The organism is Flavobacterium tistrianum (genome assembly GCF_003254545.1).
GTDB classification, from domain to species: Bacteria; Bacteroidota; Bacteroidia; order Flavobacteriales; family Flavobacteriaceae; genus Flavobacterium; species Flavobacterium tistrianum.
The window spans coordinates 49,825-64,179 of sequence record NZ_QJRH01000069.1 but is presented as its reverse complement, the minus strand read 5'-3'; the positions used below and the strand labels follow the sequence as shown (position 1 = coordinate 64,179).

General features: G+C 33.0%; 8 protein-coding genes. All 8 read left to right on the top strand.

Annotation, left to right across the window (positions count from 1 at the left end):
- Positions 1 to 67 precede the first annotated feature (67 nt).
- The 8 genes from corA to DMB71_RS12220 all read left to right on the top strand — a co-directional run bounded on the left by corA (position 68) and on the right by DMB71_RS12220 (position 14,314).
- Positions 68 to 1,141, top strand: a complete 1,074-nt coding sequence (corA, locus tag DMB71_RS12255) for a magnesium/cobalt transporter CorA (RefSeq protein ID WP_111366476.1) — start codon at positions 68 to 70, stop codon at positions 1,139 to 1,141.
- A gap of 64 nt (positions 1,142 to 1,205) precedes the next feature.
- Positions 1,206 to 3,299 carry a phosphate acetyltransferase gene (gene pta / locus DMB71_RS12250; RefSeq protein ID WP_111366474.1) on the top strand — a complete coding sequence of 698 codons (2,094 nt, stop codon included), beginning with the start codon at positions 1,206 to 1,208 and terminating at the stop codon, positions 3,297 to 3,299.
- Between the two features lie 89 nt (positions 3,300 to 3,388).
- Entirely contained in the window at positions 3,389 to 4,573 is a 1,185-nt protein-coding gene (locus DMB71_RS12245; RefSeq protein WP_111366472.1) for an acetate/propionate family kinase, read from the top strand.
- 101 nt (positions 4,574 to 4,674) lie between these two features.
- On the top strand, positions 4,675 to 7,419 hold the full coding sequence (locus tag DMB71_RS12240; protein WP_111366951.1) for a helix-turn-helix and ligand-binding sensor domain-containing protein: 2,745 nt from the start codon (positions 4,675 to 4,677) through the stop codon (positions 7,417 to 7,419).
- A gap of 244 nt (positions 7,420 to 7,663) precedes the next feature.
- Positions 7,664 to 10,672, top strand: coding sequence for a SusC/RagA family TonB-linked outer membrane protein (locus tag DMB71_RS12235; protein WP_111366470.1), 3,009 nt, complete (start codon positions 7,664 to 7,666; stop codon positions 10,670 to 10,672).
- Positions 10,673 to 10,676: 4 nt separating this feature from the next.
- Entirely contained in the window at positions 10,677 to 12,140 is a 1,464-nt protein-coding gene (locus tag DMB71_RS12230; RefSeq protein ID WP_111366468.1) for a RagB/SusD family nutrient uptake outer membrane protein, read from the top strand.
- Positions 12,141 to 12,215: 75 nt separating this feature from the next.
- A complete protein-coding gene (locus tag DMB71_RS12225) occupies positions 12,216 to 13,595 on the top strand; it encodes a glucoamylase family protein (protein WP_111366466.1) in 1,380 nt (459 codons plus the stop codon).
- Between the two features lie 5 nt (positions 13,596 to 13,600).
- Entirely contained in the window at positions 13,601 to 14,314 is a 714-nt protein-coding gene (locus DMB71_RS12220) for a carboxylesterase family protein (RefSeq protein WP_111366464.1), read from the top strand.
- The last annotated feature ends 41 nt before the right edge of the window (positions 14,315 to 14,355 follow it).

Below are 14,355 nucleotides of genomic sequence, written 5' to 3'. Positions count from 1 at the left end.
CAAACTGATAATTGTCATTTCCCATTCAGATTCTTTTTCGTAATATTACTATTGTAAATTTTCATGAATGAGAAAGATCAAATACAAGAAAGGACGCAAGCTGCAACACATTACTTTAGAGTATACTGGCACACATAGAGAGCACGAAACAGAGATGCAACTTTTTGTATATAATGACGCAGATGTTGTCGAGTATGATAAGTTTACTGTCCTAGCTTTGAATTCTTGTTTTGATTTTACAAAAAACAACTGGCTCAATATTCACGGACTTAATGATATTGACCTTATTAAAACGATTGGCGCGCATTTTAAATTAGATGATTTTCTTCTTGCCGATATTTTAAACACAACCAAAAGAACAAAATTAGAAGATCAGCAAGACATTCTGTTTTTCAATATAAAATCACTTCTTCCTTCTGAATATTCGGATAATATTAGTGTTGAACAATTAAGCTTTATTCTGAAGGACGGAATTTTAATTTCCTTTCAAGAAAAGCGTAGCGACTTCTTTACCCACATTCGAGAGCGTTTACGTACGCATGCTGGAATTGTTAGAACCAAAAAGGTAGATTATCTCTTGTATTTACTTTTAGACGCTGTAATGGAGAATTTCTACATTACATTGGAAGATGAAGAAGATAAAATCGAAGATTTAATCAATTTGACTAAAAAAGATGCTAAACCAGTTATTTTAGAGAAAATTGAAAATCATCGCGATAACTTAAATTTCTTAAAACGTTCCATCGTTCCACTTCGAGATTCTCTTTATTATTTAAAAACGAAAAAAGATGATGACGATGATAATGGATTAATTCAAAAAGAAACTTTCAATTTCTTTATTAGATTGCATCAGAAAAGTTTAGAGCTTTTAGATCAGATAGAATCAGATATGAGCGCTTTAGAAAGTGCTTCCAATTTCTATTTTTCGGAGCAAAGCCGAAAAATGAATGAAATCATGAAAACGCTGACTATCATATCAGCGATATTTATTCCGCTTACTTTTATAGTGGGAGTATACGGAATGAACTTTGAAAACATGCCAGAACTCAAAACGCAAAATGGCTATTTTATAGTCATGGGCGTAATGTTTTTGCTGGTTATAGCCCTAATAATCTATTTCAAAAGGCGACGCTGGTTTTAGCGTTATTTTAGATTTGAAAACTTGATTTTTGTAAATTTGATATTTAGAATAAATGTAAATAAATATGAGTAAAGCAATATATATAGCCACTAGTGACCATAACAGCGGTAAATCGATTATTACGCTCGGATTGATGAGTATCTTGATTGGTAAAACAGCCAAAGTAGGTTATTTTAGACCTATAATCGAAGATTTTGTTGATGGTGAGGTAGACAATCATATTGAGACCGTTTTGTCTTATTTTAACCTTGATATTCAGTTTGAAGATGCTTATGCCATTACCAAAAGCAGACTAATCAAAAAGAAGAATAAAGGTAAAATAGGGGAGGTTCTAGATTTAATTATTGAAAAATATAAAAAACTGGAAGAACGTTTTGATTTCGTTTTGGTCGAAGGAACCAGTTTTACCGGTGAAGGAACTTCTATCGAATTGGATTTGAATGTTTTAATCGCTAAAAATCTAGGAATTCCAACCATAATTGTTGGTTCTGGAGTGGGTAAAACCTTAGAGGAACTTTTAGACAGCTTGTATCTGGTTTATGATTCTTTCAAAATAAAAGAGGTTGAAGTTTTATCGGTTTTTGCAAATAAAGTACAACCAGAAAATATTGAATTGGTTACTAGTAGTTTGCAAAAAAGTCTTCCTTCAAATGTACTAATTAATACTATTCCGCTTGTTTCAAGTTTGAATAATCCAACTATGCAGGAAATTGTAAGCGAATTAAATGCTAAAGTTCTTTTTGGAGAAAATTATCTGAATAACGAAATCGGGCACTATAGTGTTGGAGCCATGCAACTTCATAATTATCTAGTGCATTTGCATGACAATGCTTTGGTAATTACTCCTGGAGATCGTTCTGATATTATTTTGGGAGCTTTACAGGCAAATGAATCGGCCAATTATCCAACAATTTCTGGAATTATTCTAACAGGTAATATCGTTCCAGAGGAAAGTATTTTAAAGCTCATTGAAGGACTTTCTGCTATTGTACCAATTATTGCGGTTGATGGCGGAACTTATCATATTACCAATAAAATAGGATCTATCAAATCGCAGATTTACGCCAACAATACACACAAGATTGAAACTTCAATAAATACTTTTGAAAAATACGTCGAAATCGAAGCTTTATCGCAAAGAGTAATTACTTTTCAGCCAGAAGGCATGACGCCAAAAATGTTTCAATACAATATGGTTAAAAGGGCAAAACAGCACAGAAAACATATTGTATTGCCAGAAGGAAATGATGACCGAATTATTACAGCAGCATCTAGATTGTTAGATATGGATGTGGTTGATATTTCGATTATTGGAGATAAAAAACAAATAGAAAGCAAGGTTGCAGAATTAGGTCTGACATTTGATTTTTCTAAAGTAAATATCATCAACCCGATAGAATCTGAAATGTATGAAGATTATGCGAATACTTATTATGAGCTTAGAAAAGCCAAAAATGTAAGTATTACAATGGCAAGAGATTTAATGGAAGACGTTTCCTATTTCGGAACCATGATGGTGTACAAAGGCCATGCAGACGGAATGGTTTCTGGCGCGGCGCATACAACGCAACACACCATTTTGCCAGCGCTGCAATTCATTAAAACAAAACCAAATTCATCTGTAGTTTCTTCCGTATTCTTTATGTGTTTAGAAGACCGTGTTTCTGTTTTTGGAGACTGCGCTATTAATCCAAACCCGACGGCAGAACAATTGGCAGAAATCGCTATTTCTTCGGCAGAGTCAAGCTTAGCTTTTGGTATTGAACCAAAAATTGCCATGCTTTCCTATTCTTCTGGATCATCAGGAAAAGGAGATGAAGTTGATAAAGTGCGAACAGCAACAGCAATTGTAAAAGAAAAAAGACCAGATTTAAAAATCGAAGGTCCAATTCAGTACGACGCAGCAGTTGATTTAAGTGTTGGAAAAAGCAAAATGCCAGATTCAGAAGTAGCAGGACAAGCAAGCGTATTGATTTTTCCTGATTTAAATACAGGAAACAATACTTACAAAGCTGTTCAGAGAGAAACTGGGGCTTTAGCAATTGGTCCAATGTTACAAGGTTTGAATAAGCCCGTAAACGACTTAAGCCGTGGATGTACTGTGGATGATATTATCAACACTGTGGTAATTACAGCCATTCAGGCACAGGGAATGTAAATTCAATTAAGAATTAAAATTAAAAATTTCTGTTTTTGGGAAAAACTCAGAATATTAGAAACTTAGCATCTTAGCACCTTTAATAAAAAATGAAAATACTAATTATAAATTCAGGAAGCTCTTCAATTAAATACCAATTAATGGTAATGCCAGAAAACGAAGTGATTTGTTCTGGAATGATTGACCGAATTGGTTTGGAAACTTCAAATATCACTTTTAAAACAGCTGTTGCTTCACGAGAAGAAACACTTTCAATTCCGAATCATAAGGTAGGTTTGCAGAAAGTAGCCAACATGCTTTTAGATCCTGAAAAAGGAGTAATTAAATCAACTTCAGAGATTACAGCTGTCGGACATCGTGTTGTGCATGGCGGAAGCGATTTTAGCGCTACAGTTAAAATCGATGAGAAAGTAAAAGAAAAAATCAAGCAGCTTTTTGAATTGGCACCATTGCATAATCCAGCCAATTTAGAAGGAATTAATGTAGCGGAGGAGATTTTCAGTTCGGCTGAACAAATAGCTGTTTTTGATACTGCATTTCATCAGACGATGCCAGAAGTAGCGTATAAATATGCCATTCCGAATTATCTTTTAACAGAAAATAAAGTGCGTGTTTATGGTTTTCATGGAACGAGCCACAAATATGTTTCTGAAAAGGCCATTAATTATTTAAAAGATAATTCTAAAATAATTACCATTCACTTAGGAAATGGCTGTAGTATGGCCGCTGTAAAAGACGGAAAATGTATTGATACCTCAATGGGATTTTCGCCTTCAAACGGTTTAATTATGGGAACACGAGCAGGAGATATTGATCAGTCTGTTGTTTTTTATATGATTAAAAATTTAGGTTATACTCCAGACGAAGTAAATGCAGTTTTACTGAAACAAAGCGGTATGCTTGGACTTACGGGTTACAGCGATTTGCGCGATATTGAAGCAGAAGCAGAAAAAGGAAACAAGGATTGTATTTTGGCATTACAGATGAATGCATATAGAATTAGAAAAACTATCGGTGCTTATGCAGCAGCTTTAAACGGATTGAACGCGATTGTGTTTACTGCAGGAATTGGAGAAAACTCATCTTATATGCGTAATTTGATTTGTACAGACATGGATTATTTCGGAATTGAAATTGACACAGGAAAAAATGAACTGCGTTCAAAAGAATTAAGAGAAATCAATTCAGAAAAATCTATAGTTAAAGTTTTGGTTGTTCCGACTGATGAAGAATATGAAATTGCGAATCAAGTTTTTCAATTGATTGAAAATTAAAGAGTTTTGTTTTTAACTTAATTAATGGCTCCTTTTTGGAGCCTTTTTTATGCTTTCAGTTTAAGTTTTTGTCAGTATCTTTGAATTTAAAAAATAACATCTTGAAATCGATACTTTTTAAATCCGTTTTCTTCTTTTTCATCGCTTTACAGCTTCACGCACAAGAATTACTTCCATTTGTCGAAAATTACAGCAAATCAGATTATCAGGGAGATAATCAGATTTGGAATGTAGCGCAAGGCGATGACAATGCCATGTATTTTGCTAATAATCACTATTTGCTTCGTTACGACGGAGTAAAATGGGAAAAATATACACTTCCGAACAAAACCATTATTCGTTCTATTCTGATTGAAGGAGATAAAATTTACTCTGGGTCTTATAAAGAATTTGGTTATTGGTACAGAAAAGATGGAACAATGCATTACGTTTCGATTACCAAAAATCTGAGATTATTTGATGAAAAAGATAATGAGGAGATTTGGAAAATATTCAGATTTAATGGTTCACTATATTTTCAATCCTTTAATGATGTTTTTATTTATAATGGAAAAACAATTAAGAAAATCAAATTTCCCTTTCTCATTTCATATTGTTTTGGTGTAGATAAAGATTTATACGTTGCTTCTGTTAAAGATGGAATTTATAAAATGAACGGTAAATATATCTCCAATCCAAAAGGATGGGATGTTTTAAAAAATACTGTTGTTCACGCTATAGAAAAGTTTCAAAATACGACTTATATTTTTACACAGAAAAAAGGAGTTTTCATTGTAGAAAAAAATGGACTTAAAAGTTGGGATCATCCTATAAATGAAACCTTAAAATCGGCAACAATCAATGTGGCCAAATTTGTCAAAAATGACAAGCTAGTTATTGGAACAGGAAACCGCGGAATTTACATTTTAGATTTAAAAAATAATTCCTATAAAAATATCGAACGCAACAACGTTTTAATGAATAATTCGGTTCTGAGTATAGGATTGGACAAAGAAAACGATCTCTGGGTTGGTTTAGATAATGGAATTGCACATGTTGAGGTTAATTCTCCTATTTCTTTCTTTTATGATAATTCTGGTCTTTTAGGATCTGTTTACGCTGTGGCGGCAATTAATAAAGGTTATTTAATTGCATCTAATCACGGTATTTTTGAATACAGTGCTGGAAAATTTAATATGATGCCTAATACGCAAGGGCAGGGCTGGAATATTTCTCTAATTGACGGAAAATATATTATTGGCCACAATGATGGCACTTTTTCCTATGAAAATAATACTTTAACCAAAATAAATGGTGTCAGCGGTGGATGGAATATGTCTAAAAGCAGTATCAACAACACCTATTTTCAATCTACTTATAGTGGTATTCTGGTTTATGATGATCCGTCAAACATGTCTCACTATAAAATCATAAAAGATCTGGCAAAGCCAATAAAATATGTTGCTCAAAATAAAAAAAATGAAATATGGGCAGCAGATAATTATCGTGGTTTGTACCGTGTTTTGCTAGATGATAATTATAATACGTTAAAAGTTGAAAACGTTACACAGCAGAGTAAAATACAGAATGATTTTGGAATAAAGATTTTTGAGTTTAGAAAAGAAATTCTATTCCTAATTAACAACTCTTGGTATACTTACAATTCTATATCTAATAAATTGGAGGAAAATGAATTGTTTAATACAAATTTCAAAAATGTGACAGATGTCGTTTCGATAGACGAAGATCATTTTATGGTTCTGCAAAATGGAATCTTATACCATATTTATGCTCAAGGAAACAAATTTGTTTGGAATATTATTCAGGAGAAATATTATAAAGGAAAATTGATTAATGAAAATCTAAGAATTTTCAAAAAAGACAATTACTACTTGTTTAATCTTGATGACGGTTTTATTTCTCTTAAACTCGAATATGAGAACAAGCAGAATTCAGAAGTGAAGATTGAAGCATTTAGTAATGATGCTTTAGTTCCGAACGAAGAAAAAATTAAATTCAATACTGAATTAAAAATTAATGTTATTTCTGGAATTTACGGAGCTAGCAAACCAAATTTATTTTATAAGCTTGACAAAGAAAAAGAGTTTATTCCAATTTCAGACGGATTGATCGTTTTGAATAATTTGAGTAGTGGTTATCATTCTGTAGAAATTTTTAAACATGATGGAGCAACTTACGATGCCGTTTCCTCGTTTAAATTTAAAGTTGCAGAACCTTGGTATTTTTCATTTTGGATGATTCTTCTATATTTTCTTGTAATTGGAGCAGTTTTGTTCTTTTATTATAAATGGAACAAACTTCGTTATATGCAAAAATTAAAATTGCAAGCTGAAGAATTAAAACATCAAAGAGAAATTCTTGAAATGGAATTGAAAAAAGAAAATGAACTTAATATTCAGGAATATGAAAAACACATTTTAGAATTGGAATTGCAGGCAAAATCTTCGGAAGTGGCTGGTAAGTCATTATCGATTGCCAAACAAACCGAGATGATTGATAAAATTCAAGGTATTTTGGAAAGTGAAAAAGACTTTAGTAAACTTAAAAATGAAATTAGAAAAGCGATTAAGATTAATGAAGTGAATAAACACGAATGGGAAACATTTGAAACCAATTTGAATCAAATCCATAATGAGTTTATCATAAATCTATCTAAAAAATATCCGCAACTAACTCCAAAGGATATAAAACTATGTGTTTATCTTAAAATGAACCTTTCTTCTAAAGAAATTGCTCCTATGATGAATATCTCATTTAGAGGTGTAGAACTGCATAGATATCGTCTTAGAAAGAAGCTAAACCTTACTCAGGACGAAAACCTCTCAAAGTTTTTATTAACTCTGTAAGATTCCATTTTATTTTTTACAGAATTTATATTTTTCCATATCATTTTTTATATAATTGCGATACATCATTACTACATCATAATGTTGTGTTAAAGGATTTTTTTTAACATTTATTTCTTTGATAATCATTGTTATATGGTTAAATTTTAACACATTGATGTGGCTATGTTGTAGTGGTGTTTGATGTACTACAACGTTGTAATTGCTTAATTTGGCTCTACTAACTTAAACGATTACGTACTGTATGAAAAATTTTATTTTTAGCTTTTTAGCGCTCTTGTTGCTGCCTACATTTATGTTAGGACAGACACAAGCAATTAAAGGAAAAGTAGTAGACAGTAGTGGAATGGGAATTCCAGGAGCAATTATTGCTTCAGCTGATGCTAGAGCTACTGCAGATGCAGATTTTGATGGAAACTTTACAATTAATGCAAAACCTGGAGACATTTTAAAGATCTCTATGTTAGGATTTGATTCGGTTTCTGTACCGGCTACAGCCGCACCAATGACAATTACCTTAAAAGAAGCAGGTGATACGGCTTTAAAAGAAGTAGTTGTAATCGGGTACGGTACAAGAAAGAAAATTGATAATACTTCGGCGGTTAGCTCAATTAAGTCCGAAGAAATTACCAAAATGAAAGTAATGAATGCCTCTCAAGCTATTCAAGGTAAAGCTGCTGGGGTTCAGGTGTCTACTTCAGATGCGCCAGGAAGTACGCCTTCAGTTGTGATCAGAGGTGCTGGTACAGCATTAGGAGGAAGAAACCCTCTTTATGTGGTAGATGGTATGCCAACTGATAATATCAACAACATCAATACTAATGATATTACATCTTACGAAGTATTAAAAGACGCTTCTTCATTGGCTATTTATGGTACCAGAGGTGCAAATGGTGTAATTATGATTACAACCAAAGCAGGTAAAGGAAAAATTACTGTAGATGTAGAAAGTTTTGCAGGAGTTAGATCTCCTTTAAAAACTGTAAAAATGGCAAACGCTGATGAGTATGTTCGTTACAGTAACGCTGCTTATAGCAACGTTTTTCCACAAGGAAGATTTTCTGCAAATCAGCCATATAATACTGATTGGCTTGACGCAATTACAAGAACAGGGTCTTATACTCAGAACAATATTTCTGTTTCAGGATCTTCAGAAAATGTAAAATACTTTTTCAGTCTTGGAAATTATGAAGAAAAAGGAATCTTAAATGGTTCTGATTATGGACGTACAACGTTCAGAAATAATAATGAGTTTAAACTTTCTGAAAAAGTTAAGTTAAGTCAAAACTTTAGTGTAAGTAATATTAAAAATACGCCAATGCCTTTGAGCGCATTTACAAATGCTTACAGACAATCACCATTAGTTCCTGTTCGTTATGCTGACGGTAAATATGGAGTGCCATTTATTTCTAACGGAGTAGTATCTGAAACTGGTACATCTTTTAATAATGTTGGAAACCCAGTAGCTCAATTAGATTATACAAATGAGCAACAGCAATCTGTTACTTTACAAGGTGGATTAAAATTAGATTGGGATATTCTTAAATCTTTGAAATTTACTTCACAATTTAATGGAGAATTTTATACTTACAAGCAGTATAATTATGTAGATAATCTTGCACTTTGGCTATCTGCAGACCCTACTCGTGTAGCAGAAAAATATCCTTCAGATTTGAATAAAAATACTTTAACAAGAAACAGAGATCAATATTTTAACTGGAACTTGTCTAACTACTTAACGTATAATAAAGTTTTTGCTGAAATTCATGATGTAGAAGTTACTGCTGGTATTGAGGCGAATGTTCAAGGTACAAGAGAAAAGTTAACGATTGACAGAAAGAACGTAAATGCAAATTCAAATTATTGGTCTTTAAAAGATGTTAATGTTGCAGGTACTGTTACAGGTTTAAAAGACGAAGCTTTAAATGAAAGAAGATTGGCATCTTATTTTGCTCGTTTTCAATATAAATTAATGGACAAGTATTTGGTTACAGGTACTGTAAGACGTGATGGTTCATCTCAATTTGCTGAAGACAAACGTTGGGGAACATTCCCATCAGTTGGTTTAGGTTGGATAGTTTCAAAAGAAAGTTTTTTAAGCAATGTAGAACCAATTAATTTATTAAAAATTAGAGGTTCTTGGGGTAGATTAGGAAATCAAAATGTACCACTTAATACACAATTATTAACTTCTGGATTAGATTATTCAGGTTTAGGTTCAGGTACTACAATTAACTCTCAAGTAGACCCTAATTTATCTTGGGAAATTGTTGAAGAACTTTCAGGAGGTTTTGATTTTGAAGTATTGAACAGTAGATTAAAAGGATCATTTGATGTATATGATAAAAATACAACAAATACAATTTTAAATGTTAAGCCTTATTCAACTTCTGGAATTACGCTGGCTACACCAGCACATGTTGGAGAAGTATCTAACAAAGGTTATGAAATTGCATTACGTTGGGATGATAAAATCAACGATAATTTAAGCTACTGGGTAGGAGGGAATTTCTCTCATAATAAAAACGAACTTACTAGTCTTAAAAATGTTCAGTTAAATCCAATTATTGGAGGAAGTTTAGGAAACGGTCAAAATACCAAAATACTTGATAACACTTCAGTGGGACAGCCATTAGGTAGTTTCTTTATGTATGAGTATGCAGGAGTTGACCCAACAAACGGTCAAATGCTATACTACAAAGCTGATGGTTCTAAAGTTGCTCAATCAGGATTAGACGAACTTAAAGATAAAAAATACGTAGGTTCTCTTTTGCCAACGTCTACTTATGGAGTTACTTTAGGACTAACTTACAAAAACATTGATTTCTCTGTTGATGGTTATGGAACAGGAGGAGCAAAAGTTTATAATGGAAAAAAAGCACAAAGATTTGGAGGAGAAAATGTAGAAGCTTCTATGGCTAATGGTTTTTGGACACCAACAAATACTACATCCTCAATTCCAGCACCTTCTAATTTAGTTCCTTATGCTTCAACATATTATTTAGAATCTGCGGACTTCTTTAGAATCAATAACATCACCTTAGGATATAAACTTCCATTAAGAGAAAACAACTTTATTAGCTATTGCAGATTATATGTAAATGCAATTAACCCATTCATTACACAAAAATTCTCTGGATTCTCACCAGATGTTGTTTCTGATGGCAAGTTAGTTGAAGGTACTCAGGGTGTTGAGCTAGATGCTTACCCTTCATTGAGATCATTTGTAATTGGTGCTAATTTAAAATTTTAATATCATGAAAAGAATATATATATCAATGTTTGTACTTTCTGGATTATTCTTATCTGGATGTTCAAATGATTTTTTAGATGTAGAACCAACAGAAGCTATTCCAGCTGATCCAAATTTGGTAAATAGCGATGATGGGGCTAAAGGTTTTGTAACTGCTATTTACAATCAATTTTTAGGATGGGAAATGTCTTCTTTTGGATGGAATGCAGTCTCAAGTATAATCTCAGATGATGCTGATAAAGGATCAGATCCAGGAGATACAGGGGGAGATAAAGATATTGTTGACGCTTTGACATATAATGCTTCAACTCCATCATTTGAATCTACTTGGAATGCAAATTATGCTGGAATTAACAGATGCAATCAGGCATTGGCTATGTTTCCTAAATTGGATAAAGCCTCATCTGATTTAAAAGCAAGATTAGTAGGAGAAACAAAATTCATGAGAGCATTCATGTATTTTACTTTAGTTAAAGGATATGGAGGAGTTCCTATTATAGATCATTTAGCTACAGTTCCAATTTCTGAAGAAGATAGAAAAATGCAATTGACACGTAAATCAGTAGCAGAAGTTTATGCTTTTATAGAACAAGATTTAAATGATGCAATTGAAGCTTTGCCTGTAAAATCAGCTTACACAGGAGCAGATGTTGTTAGAGCTTCAAAAGGAGCAGCTTACGCTTTATTAGCAAAAGTAAATTTGTATCAAAAAAACTGGCAAAAGGTAATTGATAATTGTGATAAAGTAACAGGTTATTCTCTAGTTTCTGATTATGCTTTGCAGTATAAAAAAGAAGGAGAGTTTGGCCCAGAATCTATTTTCGAAATTAATGGAGTAGGTTCTACTTCTAGTCCTGGATTTGGAATTGGAAACTATACTGTTTCTCAAGCACCTCGTGGAGCTGGAGGATGGGGTTGGGGATTCAACACACCAACTGAAGGTTTAGCAAATGCATATGAGGAAGGAGATGTTAGAAAAGACGCTACAATTATTTTCAGAGGTTCAGTTTTATATGATGGTAGAGAAGTACCGTCAACTGTAGCAAATCCAAGATATAATTATAAAGCATATTCATCATCTTTCTATAACCAAGAATTTACAGATACAAATCTTAGATATTTAAGATATGCTGAGGTTATATTAATGAAAGCTGAAGCTTTAAATGAATTAGGAGAAACTGCTGCAGCAATTCCTTTAGTAAACCAAATTCGTCATAGAGCAGGTTTAGGAGATACTCCATATACTTCTCAAACTGATATTAGAAAAGCAATTTATAAAGAGAGAAGATTAGAATTTGCTTTTGAGCATGACAGATGGTTTGATATCGTTAGAACAGGTCAAGCAGAGGCGGCTATGGCTGCAGATGGTAAAACATTCATCGTTGGAAAACATGAGTTATGGCCAATACCAACTTCGTTCTTGAGAGAAGCTAACGGGCTTTCTGAGCAAAATCCTGGTGGTTATTAATCAAAATCTTTAAAATCACTTCCCTCCAGATTTTCTGGAGGGAGTGATTATTTTTTCAATACTTAAATTTTTATAATGGTTAGAATTTCAGTTTTATTTTTAGCATTTACTTTTTTTAGTTGTGGATCAAATGCTGATAAGTCAAAAGAAAATGTACAGGAAAATACTTCTGGCGTTACTGCATTAACAGATGAACAGCTTTTGGATGCTGTTCAAAAACAAACATTTAAATATTTCTGGGATTATGCAGAACCAAATTCTGGATTAGCCAGAGAGCGTTATCATCCAGACGGAGTTTATCCTGAAAACGATTCTAATATTGTAACAACAGGAGGTTCAGGTTTTGGATTAATGGCTCTTGTTTCGGGTATGTCTCAAGGATACATTACTAAAGAACAAGGTGTAGAACGTCTTAACAAAATTGCAGATTTTTTAGGCAAAGCAGATCGTTTTCACGGAGCATGGTCACATTGGATTGACGGAAATACAGGAAAAGTAAAGCCTTTTGGAACCAAAGATAATGGTGGCGATTTAGTTGAAACTTCATTTTTGGTTGCAGGAATGATTACCGTTCGTGAATATCTTAAAGATGGTTCTGAAAAAGAAAAAGCGGTAGCACAAAAATACGATGCACTTTGGAAAGGCGTTGACTGGCAATGGTACACAAATAACAAAAATGTATTATATTGGCACTGGTCTCCGAGTTATGCTTGGGAGATGAATTTCCCTTTACAAGGATATAACGAATGCCTTATTACTTACGTAATGGCAGCATCTTCGCCAACGCATACAATCGATGCGAAAGCATATCATGAAGGATGGGCAAGAAGCGGTGGCATAGTTTCTTCAAAAGCAAAATATAATATTCCGCTTATTTTAAAGCACAATGGCGCTGAAGAATTTGGAGGTCCTTTATTCTGGGCACACTATTCTTATGTAGGTTTAGATCCAAATAAATTAACAGATAAATATGCGAACTACTGGGATTTAAATGTAAATCAGACTAAAATTAATTATGAGTATTGTGTTGAAAATCCAAATAAAAATGCAGGTTATGGTTCCGAATATTGGGGTTTAACAGCTTCTTATTCTAGAAATCCTGACGGATCGATTGGATACAATGCACATATGCCGAGCAATGATCAAGGTGTAATTTCACCAACAGCAGCAATTAGTTCAATTGTTTATACGCCAAAAGAATCTATGGCTTTGATTAGAAACTTATACGAAAACCATAAAGACGAAACTTGGGGAGATGCAGGTTTTTATGATGCTCTAAGTTTAGGAAATAAATGGGTGGCAAAACGTTATTTAGCAATTGATCAAGGTCCAGAAGTTGTAATGATTGAAAATTACAGAACAGGATTGATATGGAAATTATTTATGAATGCACCAGAAGTAAAACAAGGTTTAACAAAACTTGGCTTTAAATCTGGAAAATACGGGATTCAATAATTGACATGAAGTACAAATTAGCTTTTTTATCTTTTCTGTTTTCACTTGTAGGTTTTAGCCAGAGTGAGACGACCGGAAAAATTAATACAGTTGTAATGGCAAAATATGAACTGGGTTATGTACTGCATAAACCGGCAAATACAAAAGAGAAAAAGCCTTTGATAGTTTTTATTTCTGGAGATGGAGAAAAAGGAACTGATCTTGAAAAAGTAAAAATTCACGGTCCTTTAAAATATTTAAAAACACATCAATTAGATGCTTACGTTCTTGCTCCACAATGTAAAGAAGATGAGAATTGGGATATAGAATCAATTTATCAGCTGATTTTAAAAATTCAGAAAGAAAATAAGATTGATTCAGAAAGAATTTATGTTACTGGTTTGAGCTCAGGAGGTTGGGCTTCTTGGAATTTGGCTTTTGCACATCCAGATCTATTTGCCGCAAATGTACCTGTCGCTGGCTTTGTAGATTTGATTCAGTTAGAAAAAGCATGTGAAATAGCCAATATTCCAACCAGGATTTTTCACGGATTGCTAGATGATGTGGTGAACGTGAATTATGCTATAACGATTTACAAAGAGTTGAAAAAATGCAATGCTAAAGATTTCAAGCTGACCATTTTTGATGATGCAGGACATGACAGCTGGACAAAAGTATATGATAATCAAGAAATCTACGACTGGATGTTACAGCAAAGAAAAACGAATACAAACAAATAAATAGAATAGAATGAAATCGCTTTGATTCAAATAAATAACTA

Excerpts from the sequence above, each read along its gene's own strand:
- DMB71_RS12235 (WP_111366470.1), top strand. The coding sequence starts at position 7,664 with ATGAAAAATTTTATTTTTAGCTTTTTAGCGCTCTTGTTGCTGCCTACA.
- DMB71_RS12225 (WP_111366466.1), top strand. The coding sequence starts at position 12,216 with ATGGTTAGAATTTCAGTTTTATTTTTAGCATTTACTTTTTTTAGTTGT.
- DMB71_RS12230 (WP_111366468.1), top strand. The coding sequence starts at position 10,677 with ATGAAAAGAATATATATATCAATGTTTGTACTTTCTGGATTATTCTTA.
- pta (WP_111366474.1), top strand. The coding sequence starts at position 1,206 with ATGAGTAAAGCAATATATATAGCCACTAGTGACCATAACAGCGGTAAA.
- DMB71_RS12220 (WP_111366464.1), top strand. The coding sequence starts at position 13,601 with ATGAAGTACAAATTAGCTTTTTTATCTTTTCTGTTTTCACTTGTAGGT.
- DMB71_RS12245 (WP_111366472.1), top strand. The coding sequence starts at position 3,389 with ATGAAAATACTAATTATAAATTCAGGAAGCTCTTCAATTAAATACCAA.
- corA (WP_111366476.1), top strand. The coding sequence starts at position 68 with ATGAGAAAGATCAAATACAAGAAAGGACGCAAGCTGCAACACATTACT.